The organism is Actinomadura luteofluorescens, from assembly GCF_013409365.1.
Lineage (GTDB): Bacteria > Actinomycetota > Actinomycetes > Streptosporangiales > Streptosporangiaceae > Spirillospora > Spirillospora luteofluorescens.
This window is the reverse complement of sequence record NZ_JACCBA010000001.1, coordinates 2,796,948-2,813,242: the sequence shown is the minus strand read 5'-3', so window position 1 is coordinate 2,813,242 and position 16,295 is coordinate 2,796,948. Positions and strand designations below refer to the sequence as shown.

Annotated in this window: 11 protein-coding genes; 4 read left to right on the top strand and 7 right to left on the bottom strand. The window is 73.0% G+C overall.

The features are described from left to right. Positions 1 to 49: 49 nt before the first annotated feature. On the bottom strand, positions 50 to 991 hold the full coding sequence (locus tag BJY14_RS13035; protein WP_179843856.1) for an LCP family protein: 942 nt from the start codon (positions 989 to 991) through the stop codon (positions 50 to 52). Between the two features lie 194 nt (positions 992 to 1,185). Further along, positions 1,186 to 2,352, bottom strand: a complete 1,167-nt coding sequence (rocD, locus tag BJY14_RS13030) for an ornithine--oxo-acid transaminase (protein WP_179849343.1) — start codon at positions 2,350 to 2,352, stop codon at positions 1,186 to 1,188. A gap of 207 nt (positions 2,353 to 2,559) precedes the next feature. Here rocD and BJY14_RS13025 point away from each other — a divergent pair, with 207 nt between their 5' ends. The 4 genes from BJY14_RS13025 to BJY14_RS13010 all read left to right on the top strand — a co-directional run bounded on the left by BJY14_RS13025 (position 2,560) and on the right by BJY14_RS13010 (position 7,127). Further along, positions 2,560 to 3,015 carry an Lrp/AsnC family transcriptional regulator gene (locus BJY14_RS13025; protein WP_179843855.1) on the top strand — a complete coding sequence of 152 codons (456 nt, stop codon included), beginning with the start codon at positions 2,560 to 2,562 and terminating at the stop codon, positions 3,013 to 3,015. 27 nt (positions 3,016 to 3,042) lie between these two features. Further along, complete coding sequence (rraA, locus tag BJY14_RS13020; protein ID WP_179843854.1) at positions 3,043 to 3,525, top strand: ribonuclease E activity regulator RraA; 483 nt, start codon at positions 3,043 to 3,045, stop codon at positions 3,523 to 3,525. 119 nt (positions 3,526 to 3,644) lie between these two features. After that, positions 3,645 to 5,711 carry a M6 family metalloprotease domain-containing protein gene (locus tag BJY14_RS13015; protein ID WP_179843853.1) on the top strand — a complete coding sequence of 689 codons (2,067 nt, stop codon included), beginning with the start codon at positions 3,645 to 3,647 and terminating at the stop codon, positions 5,709 to 5,711. A gap of 177 nt (positions 5,712 to 5,888) precedes the next feature. Continuing rightward, the gene (locus BJY14_RS13010) at positions 5,889 to 7,127 is read left to right on the top strand and encodes a hypothetical protein (protein WP_179843852.1); all 1,239 of its coding nucleotides are present in this window, start codon (positions 5,889 to 5,891) and stop codon (positions 7,125 to 7,127) included. Positions 7,128 to 7,139: 12 nt separating this feature from the next. On the opposite strand, the gene BJY14_RS13005 is transcribed toward BJY14_RS13010, so the two are convergent. The 5 genes from BJY14_RS13005 to BJY14_RS12985 form a co-directional block, all read right to left on the bottom strand. Then, a complete protein-coding gene (locus BJY14_RS13005; protein WP_179843851.1) occupies positions 7,140 to 8,339 on the bottom strand; it encodes a Cmx/CmrA family chloramphenicol efflux MFS transporter in 1,200 nt (399 codons plus the stop codon). Positions 8,340 to 8,410: 71 nt separating this feature from the next. Next, complete coding sequence (locus tag BJY14_RS13000) at positions 8,411 to 8,986, bottom strand: TetR/AcrR family transcriptional regulator (protein ID WP_179843850.1); 576 nt, start codon at positions 8,984 to 8,986, stop codon at positions 8,411 to 8,413. 39 nt (positions 8,987 to 9,025) lie between these two features. Continuing rightward, positions 9,026 to 13,648, bottom strand: a complete 4,623-nt coding sequence (locus BJY14_RS12995; RefSeq protein ID WP_179843849.1) for an SAV_2336 N-terminal domain-related protein — start codon at positions 13,646 to 13,648, stop codon at positions 9,026 to 9,028. Next, positions 13,638 to 14,624: an AAA family ATPase gene (locus BJY14_RS12990; protein ID WP_179843848.1), complete on the bottom strand. Its 987-nt coding sequence runs from the start codon at positions 14,622 to 14,624 to the stop codon at positions 13,638 to 13,640. Before BJY14_RS12990 ends, BJY14_RS12995 begins: the two co-directional genes overlap by 11 nt. Continuing rightward, positions 14,625 to 16,295, bottom strand: coding sequence for a VMAP-C domain-containing protein (locus BJY14_RS12985; protein ID WP_179843847.1), 1,671 nt, complete (start codon positions 16,293 to 16,295; stop codon positions 14,625 to 14,627).

Below are 16,295 nucleotides of genomic sequence, written 5' to 3'. Positions count from 1 at the left end.
TCAGACCGTCTTCGCCATCTCTATGCGAAAAAGGGCATATCCGGGCAGGTCAGCGCACGGAGTCCACGGTGTTGGCGGCGCCGTTGCGGGACACGTAGTCGCCCACCCGGTCCTCCCGGACCGCGGTGAACAGCTCTCTGACGCCCTCGTCGTCGAGGAGGACGACGCTCTGCCCGTCGCGTTCGGCCGTCCGGTCGACGGGGGCCGTCAGGTACTCCATCAGCGACGTCCGGAGCAGCCGGTGCGCCAGCCCGCGCAGCGTCCCGGACGTGACCGAGTCGTCCACGGTGGCCGAGCGCGTCGCGGCCCGCACGAACCGGTCGATCTTGATCGGGTTGCGGGTGTCCAGCGCCTTGGCGGCGAGCGCGTGCAGGAACGCCTGCTGCCGCTTGATCCGGTCGAGGTCGCCGCCCGGCAGGTTCCAGCGCTGCCGGACGAAGTCGAGCGCCTCGACGCCGTCCAGGTGGTGCCGTCCGGCCTGCCAGGTCCGGTCGTGCATGGGGTCGTGGGTCGTCTTGGTGACGGTGACGTCCACGCCGCCGAGGGCGTCGGTCATCTTCACGAACCCGCCGAAGTCCAGGGCGGCGTAGTGGTCTACGCGGACGCGGGTGAGCTGCTCCACCGTCCGGATCAGCAGCGACGGCCCGCCGTAGGCGAACGCCGCGTTGATCTTGGTGGGGCCGTGCCCGGGGACGGGCACCCAGCCGTCCCGGGGAATGGCGATCACCGACACCCGGTCGCCGCGCCCGGACAGGTGCACCAGCATGATCGTGTCGGCGCGGGCGCCCATCGAGGGCATGTCGGCGCGCCGGTCGGACCCGATCAGCAGCCAGTTCTCGCCGCGCCCGCTGGAGGAGGGGCGCCCGCCGGCGGTCGGCAGCGCGCCCGCGACGCGCCTGACCTCGCCGTCGTAGAAGCGCTGCAGGACGTAGAGACCGCCCGCGAGCAGCAGCACGAGGCCGACGGCCAGCCCCCCGCATCCGATGATCACCCGGCGCCGACTCCTGTTCCGCAGCATCCCCTCACCCTCACGGTGGAGGGCGGCGGAGGCCCCTCGCCGGGCGGGCACTGGCCGAGGCTTGGAGGAGACCCGGGTTTGCGATGACGGAAACGAGGGGCCGGCGGGGAGCGCCGCCGGGCGCCGTTGACCGGCGGTGCTCCCCGCCCTGTAGGCGGGTCCCGCGATCAGCCCTTGAGGGCGATCTCCAGCTGGTCGAGCGCCCAGTCGAGCTCGTCGCGCTCGATGACCAGCGGGGGAGCGAGGCGCAGCGTGGTCTCGTGGGTCTCCTTGGCGAGGACGCCGAGCTCCATCAGCCGCTCGCTGACCGGACGGGCCTTGCCGTGCAGCTCCACGCCCGCCCACAGGCCGCGGCCGCGCACCTCGCGGACGAGGTCGCCGGGCAGCCGCCCGAGCCGGTCGTGCAGGTGCGCGCCGAGCGTCCGGGAGCGCTCCTGGTACTCGCCGCTCTTGAGGATCGCGATGACCTCGCGGCCGATGGCGCAGGCGAGCGGGTTGCCGCCGAACGTCGAGCCGTGCTGGCCCGGCCTGAACACGCCGAGGACGTCCCGGTCGGCGACGACCGCGGACACCGGCATGATGCCGCCGCCGAGGGCCTTGCCGAGGATGTAGACGTCGGGCACGACGTCCTCGTGCTCGACCGCGAAGGTGGTGCCGGTGCGGCCGAGGCCCGACTGGATCTCGTCGGCGATCATCAGCGCGCCGCCCGCCGTGCACAGCTCGCGCACGGCCCGCAGGAACCCGCTCGGCGGGACGTTCACGCCGGCCTCGCCCTGGATCGGCTCGATCAGCACGCCGACCGTGTTGGCGTCCATCGCGGCCTTGAGCGCCTCGACGTCCCCGTACGGGACGGTCCGGAAGCCCGGCGTGTAGGGGCCGTAGGAGTCGTGGGCGTCGGGGTCGGTGGAGAAGCTGATGATGGTGGTCGTGCGGCCGTGGAAGTTGCCCTCGAACGCGATGATGTTCGCCTCGCCCGCGGGGACGCCCTTGACCTCGTAGCCCCACTTGCGGGCCGTCTTCAGGGCGGTCTCGACGGCCTCGGCGCCGCTGTTCATCGGCAGCACCATGTCCTTGCCGCACAGCTCGGCCAGCTCGGTGACGAACGGGCCGAACTGGTCGTGGTCGAACGCGCGGCTCACCAGCGTGACGCGGTCGAGCTGCCGGCGCGCCGCCTCGGTCAGCCGCGGGTTACGGTGCCCGAAGTTGACGGCGGAGTAGGCGGCCAGCATGTCCAGGTAGCGGCGGCCCTCCGCGTCGGTCAGCCAGACGCCGTCGGCCTCGGCGACCACGATGGGGAGAGGGTGGTAGTTGTGCGCGCTGTGGTCCTCGGACATCGCTCGCAGCTGGTCGGTCGGCGTCACGACGCTCCTTCGCGGCTCGGCCCGGCCGGTCGGGCCGGGGCATGGCGGGGTCACCGGGCGCGCGCCCGGTGCCGAGGGGGAGGGGACCGGCGGGATCGAGTGGCCGCCGGTCCGTACCCAGCGTATGTTCGGAATTGACTGCCGACCAATGACGAAAACCGACTCGGGGGGTGTTATTTGTTGCGTCTTGACGAGCTCGACCGGCGAATCGTTGCGCGTCTGCTGGAGGACGGGCGTGCCTCGTACGCGCAGATCGGAGACAAGGTGGGGCTGTCGGCCCCCGCGGTGAAGCGGCGCGTCGACCGGCTCCGCGCGGACGGTGTGATCAACGGCTTCGCGGCCGTGGTCGACCCGGCCGCGCTCGGCTGGACGACCGAGGCGTTCATCGAGATCTTCTGCACCGGGGCGACGTCCCCCGAGCAGATCTACTCCAGCGTGCGCGGCCATCCCGAGGTCGTCGCGGCGTACACGATCAGCGGGGACGCCAGCGCGCTCGTGCACGTGCGGGCCCGCGACATCCAGCATCTGGAGCAGGCCCTCGAACGGCTGCGCCGCGAGGACAACATCACCGCGACGAAGACGGCGATCGTGCTGTCCCGGCTCATCGGCCGCCCGACCGACGCGCCGTCGGCCTGAGCCATTACCGGCCAGTAGGCTGCCGCCATGGACTTCGCGACCGCTGACCTCATCGACGACTTCGGGGACGAGCTGCGCAGCTGCGAGACGCAGTTCCGGCAGTACGGCGCGCGGACGGCGTTCGCCGGTCCGGTCGCGACCGTCCGCTGCCACCGCGACAACGGCCTGGTGAAGCGGCGGCTGGGCACCCCGGGGGAGGGCCGGGTACTGGTCGTGGACGGTGCCGGGTCGCTGGCGTCCGCGCTGATGGGCGACATGATCGCCGCCTCGGCGGTGGCGGGCGGCTGGGCCGGGGTCGTGATCAACGGCGCGGTCCGGGACGTGGCGGCGCTGCGCGGGATGGACCTCGGCGTGAAGGCCCTCGGATCGAACCCGCGCAAGAGCGCCAAGGACGGCGCGGGCGAGACCGACGTCCCGGTGGCGTTCGGCGGCGTGGAGTTCCGTCCGGGCGACTGGCTCTACAGCGACGAGGACGGCATCGTCGTCGCGGAGCGCGAACTCCCGCTCTGACCTGCGCCCATGGCGTGAAATGACAGGGCGTCCGTCGCAAGATCGTATATCTCGGCCGTAGCCGGGAGGAACCGCCCGTCCATAGCGTCTCTCCGCAACCCACCTGAGGTAGGGGAGACATGCGCGCCAAGAAGATTCTGCTGGTGCCCGCGGCGGTGATGGGGCTGGTCGTGGGACTCGCGGCCGTCCCGGCCGCCGCGCAGCCGGGGCCCCGGGTCCCGAAACCGACCGCGAACCCCTGGCAGATGCGGCACTGGCCGCAGACGCAGCCGTGGCAGCGGGCGCAGCCGTCCGCCCAGGCGTTCGCGGCGGGCGCCCCGCGCCCGATCGACCCCCAGAACTACGAGCTTCCCGACACGATGACCTGGGACGACTACACCGCGATCCCGGGCACCTCGTGGGCGGACCCGGCCCGCAAGGGGTCGGTGCGCAACTTCAACGTCGCGGTCGTCCTCGCCGACTACGCGAACCAGCCGTTCGAGGTCACGCAGCCGGTCAACTCGTCGGTCTTCGGCAACCCGGTCAAGGTCGGCGACGTGCCGCGCGCGCAGGTGGCGAAGTTCTACCAGGACCTCCTCAACAAGCCGCAGGACCTGAACCACGGCCACACCCTCCACGAGTACTGGATGGAGGACTCCGGCGGCCGGTTCGGCGTGAACCTGACGGGGTTCGGCGCCTACCAGATGCCCGCCAAGGACCACGAGTACGGCGTGGACGGCATGCAGGGCGGAACGGGATGCCCGGCCGGCGACACCTGCAACCGCGACCTGCGCAAGGACGCGCGGGACGCGTGGGTCGCCGACGTCGGCGAGGAGGCGGCGGGCAAGTTCGACTTCGTCTTCTTCCTCAGCGCCGGGCAGGACGAGTCGTCCACCTGGCAGGAGTTCGGCGAGATGAAGTTCGGCACGAAGGAGCAGGTGCCGGACGAGTGGGGGCCGGGCGACCCGGGCCTGACGAACTGGGTGAAGACCCGGTACGTCCCCTGGACGTCCTGGCAGGCCGGCTCGACGATCTGGCCGAACGCCATCCCGGGCGTCTCCTCGACGCAGGCCGAGAGCTCCGGCATGTCGGTGTACGCCCACGAGTTCAGCCACATCCTCGGCATCGGCGACAACTACAACAACCCCTACGGCGACCCGCCGCGCCGCGCCTACAGCGGCCCGTGGGACATGCTCAGCCGCGGCACGTTCAACGGGCCGGGCGGACCGCACAGCCGGTGGACGATCCCGGCGACGGGCGGCGGGTCCATGGGCGCGCAGCACATGCTCCGCAACAAGCTGAAGCTCGGCATGGTGGACGGCGGCAACGTGCTCCAGCTCAGCCGGGACGCCCTCGCCGCGTCCGGGATGGTCGTGGCCAACGTGACCGCCCGGTCGGTCGACCCGGGCAAGGGCGGCCTCACCGGCATCAACGTCAAGCTCGGCGAGGGCGGCGACAAGAGCCCCAAGTGCGACACCGGCACCGACCCGCTGTGCGACGGCGGCGGCTACGACAACTACACCCTCGAAGTCGTCGACCGGATGGGCACCGACTCCTTCACGCCCGACTCCGGCGTCCTGCTCGCCAAGACCAAGGACCAGGACCGCGCCCCGTTCATCTGGGTCGAGGACGCCAACCCGCAGGACATCGACAAGGTCGACTTCGTCCTGCCCGACGGCACCCCGAAGAAGATGACGATCGGCGACTACCGGCAGCTCTCGGACGCGCTCTACCACGCAGGGACGAACTCCGGCAGCGAGTACGAGTACGTCGACCAGGCGAACCGGCTGCATTTCTACGTCCTGAACCTCAGGCGTGACCGCAAGGGCGTCCTGTCCTACACGGTCGCGGTCGGCTCGCTGGACGGTGCCGGGCCGCAGAGGCGCGGCGTGCGGGTCGACTCCGGCCCCGCCCGGCCGACCGGCGCGGGCTGGACGAAGTGCACGATGGCGCTCACCAACACGGGCCGGGGCGGCGACGGCCGCCAGGGCTCCGACGTGTTCCGCCTCAAGGCGGCCGTGTCCGGTGACGGCTGGACGACGTGGCTGCCGAACGAGCTGGCCACCGCCCCGGCGAACGGCCGCACGATGGTCGAGGTCTGGGCGAAGGCGAAGCCGGGCGCGGCCCGCCACGCGCGGCTCAGCCTGACCGGGACCTCGGAGAGCGACCCGTCGAAGTCCGACTCGGGGACGTGCGCCCTGCGCTGACCGGCCCCCGGACGGGACGGCCCCCCAGGCGGGGGCCGTCCCGTCCGCGACGCCGGGGGCGGCGCGCGGGTTGACGCCGCCGAAGTAATGGGCCGCGCAACATAAGTTGTCCCTCCCTAGGTCATGTCGGGGTCGTCCGAGGCGTCCCGCCTGGGTAGATGCCGAACTGTGATGATCTTGCAACGCACAGTGACGGCGGTCCGGTGGCCGGGGACGGCGGCCGTCGCCGCGGGTGTCCTGGCGGCGGCCACCCCCGGCATCGCCCACGCGGTGCCCGCACCGGCGGAGCCGAGGGCGGGGACCGCGGCGCAGGCGTGGACCGTGGCGGCACCGCTGAACCCGCGCGACTTCGATCTGCGGCGCGGCACCGACCGGAGCGGGACGGTCAGGGCGCTCGGCGGCAGGCTCCGCAGGACCGGCGTCGCCGCGCTGCTCCGCTCGTCCGGCCGCGCCAGGCTCGGCGGCGGCTGCGGCCGGGCGGCCGGGGTGCCCGCCGGCTCGCTCGTCTACTGCTTCGACGGGGCGGACAGCACCACCAGGAACTGGGTCCCGCAGGGCGTCACGACCGTCTCGGACGCCGCGGCGCGCGAGGGATGGGCGGGCGGAGTCAGGCCGATCCTCGTGTCGTGGCACAACGGCGGCCGGGTCAGGCTCACGTTCGTCGACCCCGACCGGCGCGCGTACCGGCACGTCCTGCTCGTCGCGCCGGAGATGCGGGACGGGCGGCCCACCTACACCGACGTCGGCATCCACGCGGGCGGCATCGCCTGGTACGGCGACAAGCTGTACGTCGCCGACACCCGGCACGGGCTGCGCGAGTTCGACATGCGGCAGATCTTCGACCTGACCGCGAGCAACGCGGGCTCGACACGCCACGCCGACCGGATCGGGCTGTACGGCGGCACCTACTACGCCCACGGATTCCGGTACGTGATGGCCCAGACGAGCAGCTGGCACTTCGCCCGCGGCCGGGTCGGCGCCAAGTGCCGGGGCTCGGGCCCGCTGCGCATGTCGTGGACGGCGGTCGACCGCACCACGTGGCCGCACGTCCTCATCGCGGGCGAGTACTGCCGCCCGAACTGGCCGCGGGGACGGGTGGTCTCCTGGCCACTGGAGTCACTGGCCGGAGGCGGCGTCGCGAGCGCCGACGGAGGCGCGCGGCTCCCCGTGGACAGGGTCCAGGGCGCCGTCAGGACGCACGGGCAGTGGTGGTTCACCCAGAGCCGCAGCGGCAAGCGCGGCCGGCTCTTCTCGACCCGCTACACCGGGCGCGGCTGGGCCCCCGTGCGGAGCCGCACGGTCTCCTACGGACCGGAGGACCTGTCCTGCCACCGGGGCCGCCACCGCATCTTCACCCTGGCGGAGCACCCGGGCCGGCGCGCCCTGTGGGCGTTCCGCGCGGCCTCCTGCTCCTGACCGCCGGCCCCCTCACGCGCTGATCGTGGACCTGGCCGGCTCGGCCTCCCCTGCGGAGCGCCTCCGGGCCCCGCCGCGCGTGCGGGCGCCGATCGCCACGGTGCCGATCGCCGCGGCACCGAGGGCCGCCCCGATCCAGGCCGTGGACGGGTAGCCCCTCCCCGCGCCGATCGCGAGCCCGCCGAGCCACGGGCCCACCGTGATGCCGATGTTGAACGCGACGACGTTCCCGGCCGCGACCAGCGTCGACGCGCCGTCCACCAGCCCGAACGCCCGCGAGTTGAGGGTCGGGTTCGTCCCGAATCCGACGAACCCGAGGAGGAACACCAGGACCACCACGGGAAGGGGCGATCTCGCCGTCAGGGCGAGCAGCACGGACACGACGGTGAGTCCGGCGAAGCCCGCGTACAGCGTCTGGACGCCCCACCGGTCGGCCGTCCGCCCGCCGAGCGTGATCCCGATGAGCGCGCCGGCTCCGTAGAGCGCCAGCACGCCGGGGACCCACGCCTCCGCGATGCCCGTCGTCTCCGTCAGGAACGCGCCCAGGTAGCCGAAGACGGCGAGGAGCCCGCTCGTGGCCACGGCCGTCGTCCCGTACAGCAGCCACAGGCGGGGGACGGCCATCGCGCGCACCTCGTCCCGCACCCGGGGCGGCGCGGCGTCCGGCCGCGCGGCGGGGATCGTCGCGACCACGCCCGCCATCGCGGCGGCCGACATCGCCGCCACCGCCCAGAACGCCGCCCGCCAGCCGAGATGCTGCCCGACCACCGTCCCGGCGGGCAGTCCCACGATCGCCGCGACCGTGAGGCCGCCCGCGACGACGCCCATCGCCTTCCCGCGCGCGTCGCGCGGTACGAGGTTCACGGCGGTCGCCGCCGCCACCGCCCAGAACCCCGCGTACACGATCGCGCCGACGATCCGCATCGCGAACAGCGTCCAGTACCCCGGCGTGAGCGCGCTGACCACGTGCGTCAGCGCGAACACCGCGAGGAACGCCAGCATCGCCCGCCGGTGCGGCCAGCGCAGCGTCAGGACGGCGAGCGGCGGCGCCCCGGCCAGCATCCCGATCGCGAACGCCGAGATCAGCCACCCGGCGGCCGGCACGGACACGCCGAGGTCGTGCGCCATGCCCGGCAGCAGCCCCGCCAGCATCAGCTCCGAGGTGCCCTGCGCGAAGATCGCCATCCCCAGCACGTAGACGGCCAGTGGCATCGGTCCTCCTGTATTGGATAGATCAGTACAAAATCGGGGCGTGAAAAAGGGCGGCCCGCCGGCCGCCCGGATCAGAGGGAGAGCATCGCGGTGTCCGCGACGGCCCTGAGGGCGTCGGGGCCGGCGCCGCCCCGCGCGGCCACCTGGATGCCGCTGATCGTCGAGATCATGAAGTGCGCCAGCGCGCCCGCGTCCTTCGCGGCGTCGATCTCCCCGGCGCGCATCCCGTCCTCGATCGCCGCCTTGAGCGTGGCGAACCGCCGCCGCCGGTCCCGTTCGAGCCGCTCGGCGATGTCGGGATCGTGTGGGCCGAGCTCCACCGTCGCGTTCACGACCAGGCACCCGGACGGGTCGTCCCCGTCGGGTTCGGCGGCCCAGTCCATGACCGCCCGGAGCCGCTCGCGCACCGTCCCCTCGCCGCCCTGCAGATGGTCGACGAGCCGGGTGGTCCGCACGTCCATGTAGTGGGTCAGCGCCTTGACGAACAGGTCGCGCTTGCTGGCGAACGTGTTGTAGATGCTGCTGCGCCCGAGCCCGGTCGCCGCGCACAGCTCCTGCGTTGACGTCGCCTCGTACCCGTCCGCCCAGAAGGCCCGCATGGCCGCCTCCACGGCCAGCCCCTCATCGAACTTCCTCGGCCGTGCCATGGGCTCACCATAACACGTTATGGACAGCTCGATCCAATATCATCGGCCGACGCCGTCGAGCCGGACGCGCCGCTGCCGCCCGGGACGCGCCAGCAGCGCATGGTCTCCGAACAGCGGTCCCACTGACGAGACGGGCAGGTCCCAGAGAGAGGCTTCGGCGCCGCCGACGTAATGGGTCAGCAAGACGGGCGAGTCGAGCTGCCGGAGCCTGGCGATCACGGGTCTGAACGGCCCCGGGGCGCCGAGGTCGTTGAGCGCCAGCACGAGGTGGACGTCCTCATCGAGCAGCGCTCCCAGATGGGGGACGACCTGGGCCAGGGAGTCGTGGTTCCTGCGCGTGTCCGGATGGGACGCCACGACAAGGTGGATCTCCGGGCCACCATCGCTCGGGGGATGGGTTCTGAGGCTCCCCGAGGCCTCCGTCAGTAGCGTACGGAAGTCGCCCGGCGACCCGGTGTGCCGCACACCCCTCCGTTGCCACGCCCTTGCCTTCTTACGGTCGCGCTGGCTCGTCCCCGTGTCCAGGACGTAGATGAGGCGCTCTTGTCCGTTGCCGCTCGCAGCGAGCTTGTCGACGATGCCGTCCACTAGAGCCGCCTTCTCGGGACGGGACGGACCGCTGATGAGCAGATGGCGGTCGACGTCGAAATCCAGGATGACGGACTCGCCCGTCTCCGGATCGCTCCCGAGCCGCATGGTCCGGCCCCGCGAAGGCCGAGTGCGCGGCGGTGGGGGGACCGATTCGAAAGCGCGCACATACCTCGACTCGAGTACGAATCCGACCAGCCTCGCGCTCAGCTCCTCCGGTTCTCCGCAAAGAATGACCAAGGGGCCTTCTGCCCCCTGGGCCAGCCCTGAGTTAAGGGTGTCGGAGAGCCACAGGCGCGCCGACTCGCCAGTCGGCGTCGGCACCGCCTCGTCCCGAACAAGGAGGATGTGACCGCGAAAAGCCGAGAGGAGGCCCGGTCGGTCCCGGGGATCGCCTCTCAGTCTGTACAGCTCGTGAAATGGGCGGATCGAGAGGGTGCCCGGAGACAGGAGCCCGAGTTCGTTCAGCATTTTTCCGTACAATCTCGCCGTCACGATCATCTCCGGCCTGAACGGAGCCGGGAAGACGAGATTCCTGAGGGTGAGCCCCCTGCCTGAACGCAGGGTGTCGGCATCGCCCCAAAGAATCTCCTGCAGGGCGGCCTGTACCGTCGCGCCGTCGAAGGGCTCGCCCCCCATCATCCTGCGCTCGTTCTCGATCGCCGCGTCCAGTTCGGCGAACATGCGGCCGATGTCTTCGACGCCGATGCTGTCCGCCGACGAGCCCTGTTGGGGCGCGCGTGTGCGTCGGACGAAGTCGGCGATGGTGGCGCGAGGGGGTTCCGGTGCCACGGTGAAGCGTTGGGGGGAGCCGCCTCCGGCGAGGAAGTAGGCCGTGGGTTCGCCGTCCGGGAACTGGAGGTTCGCCTGGCCGAGGACGCGCTGGAGCTGGTCGGGCGGGAGGTGGTCCGCCGCGATGCGCCAGCCGAGGAGGGGCAGGAAGCGATCCCAGATGGTGGTGTTCTCGACGGTGGACGAGGTGAGCAGCAGTTGGACGTCGAGCGCTCTGCCTCGTTGCGCCAGCGAGAGGAGCGTCTCGCCCACCTCGCGCCTGCTGGACGGGAACGTGAGCGACAGGTCGACCACGACCAGCAGGCGCGGCCGCGTCTCGGGCGGGGTCGGTAGGGCTGAGAGTTGCTCGCCCGGCTGGTAATCCTCGAAGAAGTCCCACCAGGCCCGGCTGACCGAATGAGGGTCCTGGCGGAACCGCTCGTACATCTCGCCGAGATTGAACTCGTCGGCGTCGATATTCCAGGGCCGCGACACGTCCTGCGGCGGGCCCGCGGAACGTGCTTCGAGCTCGTCGGACAGGAACTCGAAGAACCGCCGGAGTCTCTCCGGCGAGCCCAGCAGTTCTTCCTCGGAGTAGAGGACGTGCGGAAGGTCTATGGGGTCGCCGAGGGGGTGCTGGCCCAGCCCGGCGAAGAGGAATTGCAGGTCTGCCGGGGAGTGCCCTGCGGTGAGGGCAAGGGTGACGGCGCGCACGACCTTCTGGCGGGCTTCCGGGCTGCCGACGACCAGGCCGTGCGGAATGCCCGAGGAGCGGTCGAGCGGATACAGGCTGAGGGGATGGCCGCCCGGCCCGTACCCGATCGCCGGATCGCGCGGGGTGTCGGCCGGCTGCGCCCATGCCTCGGAGAACATTCCGCTCGGCCCGCCGCCGTTCAACCGCAGCACGTCGAACTTGGAGACGGCCCCGGGCCGGGCGGGCGGCTCCGGCTCCCTATCCGCGGGTTCCGCAGGTCCTTCGGGCCACGTGAGTTCGTTTGCTCTCTCTGGGCGCTGTCGCATCATCCCGGAGAGGAGGGCGCATTCGTCGGGTGAGATGCGTGCGGGCTCGAAGGCGGGGCGGGCCTCCTGCGCGAAGATGTGAACGAAGGCGAGGTGATCGCCCATCCGACTGGGGAAGCCGACGTTCCAGCCGGCGTAGCCGGACAGGCCCGGCGGCGTGGGTGCGTCGTTCGGGGAGCAGAAGATGAACCTGAGCCCCTGTGCCGGTCCCGCGTCGCAGAGCTCGGCCAGAGGGTTGAGGAGTTCCGGCCGGGCGTGCAGCAACGGTCCGGCGTCGTCGATGATCACGACGAGGGCGGGCAGCGGAATCAGTGGACGGCCGCTGGCGATGGCCTCCTGGTACTCGTCCCAGGAGGTGACCCCGGCGTTCTGGAGGATGGACTCGCGTCGCTCCCGCTCGGCTTCCAGGGCCTCGGGAAGCCTGCCCAACGGCGGCGAGTCGGTCCGTTCGGTGGTGGCGCTCGCCGCGACGTGAGGAAGTTGCCCGAGCTCGGTGAAGGACGCGCCCCCGTTGTAGCCGACGAACACGAAGTTCAGCGTGCTCGGGGAGTGATCGAGCGCCAGGCCCATGACGAGGGTGCGCAGCAGCGCTCCCCGCACCGCCCGGGGGCCGTTGATCAGGCCGTGCGGGAGGGCGGGCTCGCCGTGCAGGACGTCGACCGACACCGGGTCCTCGCCGTCCACACCGATCACCGTCGGGCGCGGATGGCGGGGCCAGCCGTCGCCGGCCAGCTCGAAGAGGGGAACGTCGGCGAGGTCCAGCAGGGTCGGGGGTCGGGCCGGGCTCGGCAGCGGGGTCATGGGGTCGGGGACGAGGTGGGAGCGGGCCTGGGGGGTGAGGAGGGCGAAGTGGTCGGTTTCGGCGGTGAGGACGACGGGGCCGCCGTCGGCAGGGAGGAGGGCGCGGAACGTCTCGGCGGACGTTCCGGCGCGGCGCTCGATCTCGGCTGAGACGGCTTCCAGGACGTGCCGGGTGTGCAGGGCCTCGGGGCGCGGGAGGGTGTCGAGGAGGGCCTCGCGGGCGCCGGGGACGAACTCGTAGCGCACGCCGCCGGCGGGGCGGAGCAGGCCGCTCAGCAGCACCTCGGCGAGCTGGCCGGGGCCGGAGCCGCCGAGGATCCGGTGCTGGATCAGGCGCATCACCGGCAGCGACGGGACGGACACCGCGACGTGGGCGGCGAGTTCGGCGGCGTCCGGGGACGCGGTGGCGAGGAAGCGGCGGACGCGCTCGGCGATCGGGAGTTCCCGCTCGCGCCGCACCGGCGCCGCCCCGGACGGGCGGTCCGGCAGCATCGCGACGGCGGCGGGTTGCGGGTCGGAGCCGGAGACCAGGCGGGCCCACGCGCCGAACCAGCGCGGCGCGATCTCCAGGACGGGGACGGGCACGCCGGGCCCGGCGGCGCCGTCGTAGGGAGCGAAGCGCAGGTCGGTGTTCGGGGCGCCGGGGCGGGGGAGGGCGGCGAGGCCGGGCGAGGTCGGGGCGGCGGTGCGGCGCCAGAGGCGTTCGGCGAGCGGCTGGACGATCGCGGTCGGCCCGGCCTGTGCCCAGCGGCGCACGGCCCGCACGGCGCGCCCGTTCCACCAGTGGGGGCCCGAGCAGTCGCTGAGGACGAGGACGGCCCGCCGCCCGGAGGCGTCCAGGAGCGTCCCCGGGTCCTGGGGCGGCGCGTCGGGTGTGGAAGCGACGTGGCCTTTCTCGCCGAGGTAGCTGAGATGGACGTCCTGGAAGGCGCCCTGGCGGAGCAGCGTCTCGGCCAGTTCGCGGGCGAGGGGACGCCACAGCCGCATGGTGGGGCCGGTGTCGACGACCAGGCTGAGGCCGAGCCAGCGCTCGGGCGACGGGACGAGGACGGGCGCCCACAGGCGGGTGTCGGCGATGCGCGCGGCGGTGGCGTCCTCGTCCAGTTCGGCGCGGTGCCGGGACGGGACGCGCCGCTTCAACGGGCGCAGCGCCCGCTGGACGCCGAGGGGGTCGGCCAGCATCGGCGCGGTCGGGACGAGCACCTCGGACGCGCGGCCCACCGGTTCCGCTCCGGGGTCCGGGCGCGGGTGGAGTTCGGTCAGCGGTTCGGGCGGGCGCGGGGCGGCGGGTTCCGGCGGCTTGAGCGGGCCGGGGGCGTCCACGGGTTCGTCCACGGCCGGTGGCGGGACGGGCGGAACGGCGGGGGGCCGCTCCCCGGACGGGGAGATGTGGCAGGCGAGCCACAGCATCTCGCTCAGTTCGCGGGCGTCCGGCGGCGGCCCGATCGCGGACAGCACGTCCCGGAGCCGGTTAATCGTCATCGACGGGCCCGGTCAGGTAGGGCATGATGCGGTCGGCCAGGGCGCGGCGGTCCTCGGTGTCGGCGTGGCGGCACAGGTAGACGGCGTTGAGGAGCTGGTCGGTCGCCAGCGTGCCGGACGCGGAGCGCTCGAAGAAGCGGCGGACGAGGTCGTCGCTCTGGTCGGCGAGCGGCCCGAGGTGCTCGCGGACGATCGCCGCCAGCTCGGCCTCGCCCGCCGGCTGCCGCAGTTCCACGGTCACGCAGCGGCGCAGGAAGGCGGGCGGGAACTCGCGCTCGCCGTTGCTGGTCATCACGACCAGCGGGAACGCGCGGCAGCGGACGGTCCCGGCGGTGACGGCGACCCGCGCGCCCGGCCCGTCGGCGGTCATGACCTCGGCGACCGGATCGGCCCGCCGGGTCAGTTCGGGCAGCTCGTACTGGCCCTTCTCGAAGATGGTGAGCAGGTCGTTGGGCAGGTCGATGTCGCTCTTGTCGATCTCGTCGACCAGCAGGACGCGCGGCCGCCGGTAGGGGAGCAGCGCCGTGCCGAGGGGGCCGAGGCGGATGTAGCGGCCGATGTCCTCCTCGCGCGCGGCGTCCTGTCCGGCCGCGTCGTGCCGCCCGGCCGCGTACAGGCGGGTGAGCGGGTCGTACTGGTAGAGGCCGTCGCGGAGCGTGGTCCGGCTGGTGATGGGCCAGTGCAGGACGGGGCCGAGTCCCAGTTCGTGGGCGACGGCATAGGCGAGCGTCGACTTCCCGGTGCCGGGCGGCCCGGTCACCAGCAGCGGGCGGCGCAGGTACAGGGCGGCGTTGACCTGCTGCACGGCATCGTCGGACGGACGGTACGTGGTCGCGAGGTGCTCACTGCCCGAGCCGCCGGACGGGGGCTCCAGGGCGGGCCCGCCGTCGAACGCGCGCCACGGCGGCGGCGGGGGCAGCCGGTCGACGCCGTCGTGCGTGCGCCGGCTCCCTGTGTAGAGCAGCCAGTCGGGCACCTATACCTCCATCGCGAGCGGGGGGTCGGGGAGCCGGGACGGATCGTCCCACAGCAGCGTCAGCTCGCGCCCGCAGTGCGGCGCGCCCTTGGGGGCGACGAGCGCGGCCTTGCGCAGCGCGAGCGCCAGCTGGGGGAGGTCGCCTGGGTGCCGGTCCCCGACCGCCGCGGTCAGCTCGTCGAGGACGCGGTGCCCTCGGCAGTCCCCGTGCGACGACGCGTCGCACGGGGTGCGCGTCCACATCATGACGGGGATGCCGTTGTTGAGCGCGGCCGTCAGCCAGCTCTTCACCGGACGCGACCCGTACACCAGGACGCAGAAGTCGATGTTGGCCTCCAGCCAGTCCTGGAAGTCGCTGCCCTTGCGCGGCGCGTCGCACGCGATGGGACGCGGGTCGCTGCGGCCGCGCTCGTTCAGCAGCCGCCAGCGGTGGTGGGCCTGGTCGCGGCGGAAGGAGTCGGGCCGCAGCCGCTCCACGTCCCGCACCACCACCGGGTACCTGCGCATGGGGATCTTGTTGCGCGGGTCGACGTGCCACTGCTCGAACGGCTTGCCGAGCCAGCCCTCCGGCACCGCGAACTCGATCATCCAGTCGCGGCCGAACAGCGCGGGCGCGAGCGCCGCCACGCCCGCCTCGACCACAGGCCGCACCCGCCGGTCCGGGACGCGCTCGGTCGGCCGCCCGGGCCCCTCGGCGCCGTCGATCCAGGTGTGCACGGTCACGTCGAAGGCGTTGTCGAACGTGGCCCGCTCCAGCCGGACGATCACCGACGCGGGTCCCCGGCGCGGGGCGGCGGGCGCGGCGCCGGGCAGGTGCCGCGCGGACCACGCGGCGAGCCGCGGGCGGGCGGGGCCGGGCAAGTGCCGCCCGAGCGCCGCCACGTATTGGACGAGCCGGTCCTGCGCCCAGCCCTCGGCCACGTAGCGCACCGACCCCCAGGCCGACCGGAAACCGCCGAACGCGCACCGGCCGGTGATCCGTTCGAGGTCGGCGGCGAGCGGGTCGGTGTAGCGGACGCCGTCCAGGAGTTCCCGCAGCTCGCGGCGGGCCTCGGGGGTGAGCCACCGGAGCGGCAGCAGGTCGTCCAGTTCCTCCCAGTAGGTACGGATGTGTCCGACGGGCAGCATCCAGCCGAGGTCGGCCCGGCCCCCCTGCCGCAGCTCGGCGTTCGTCACCATGCCGATGACCTCGCCCGTCGCGGGGTCGTAGACGGCGGACCCGCTGTAGCCCTCCTCCAGCCAGTCGCCCTGGCCGGTCTTCAGCTCCCACCACTCGCGCCGCATCCCGCGATGCGGGGACGTCGTCACGGACGCGTGCCGCTCGTTCTGGTCGGGACGGCGGGGGAAGCCGCACACCCCGAACGTCCGCCCGCCGAGGCTCCCCTCGTGCAGGCCGTCCGGCGCGGCCAGCGTGGCGGGGGTCAGCGCGACGGGCTCGCGCAGTTCCAGGACGGCGACGTCGCCGGGGTCGCCCGGCTGCTCCCAGTCGCCGCGCCGCACGACCCTGGCGGGCAGGTCCTCCAGCAGGCCGGGGAACCCGACGCGCGCCTCCGGTAGGCCGTGGACGGTGTGGGCGCAGGTCAGCAGCCGCGTGGCGGTGACGAGGAACGCCGCGCCGAGCTTGCCGCCGGACGGCGGGCCGACCCAGGCGCGCCACTGCCAGTCGTCCAC

Excerpts from the sequence above, each read along its gene's own strand:
- rocD (WP_179849343.1), bottom strand. The coding sequence starts at position 2,352 with ATGTCCGAGGACCACAGCGCGCACAACTACCACCCTCTCCCCATCGTG.
- rraA (WP_179843854.1), top strand. The coding sequence starts at position 3,043 with ATGGACTTCGCGACCGCTGACCTCATCGACGACTTCGGGGACGAGCTG.
- BJY14_RS13015 (WP_179843853.1), top strand. The coding sequence starts at position 3,645 with ATGCGCGCCAAGAAGATTCTGCTGGTGCCCGCGGCGGTGATGGGGCTG.
- BJY14_RS13005 (WP_179843851.1), bottom strand. The coding sequence starts at position 8,339 with ATGCCACTGGCCGTCTACGTGCTGGGGATGGCGATCTTCGCGCAGGGC.
- BJY14_RS13000 (WP_179843850.1), bottom strand. The coding sequence starts at position 8,986 with ATGGCACGGCCGAGGAAGTTCGATGAGGGGCTGGCCGTGGAGGCGGCC.
- BJY14_RS12995 (WP_179843849.1), bottom strand. The coding sequence starts at position 13,648 with ATGACGATTAACCGGCTCCGGGACGTGCTGTCCGCGATCGGGCCGCCG.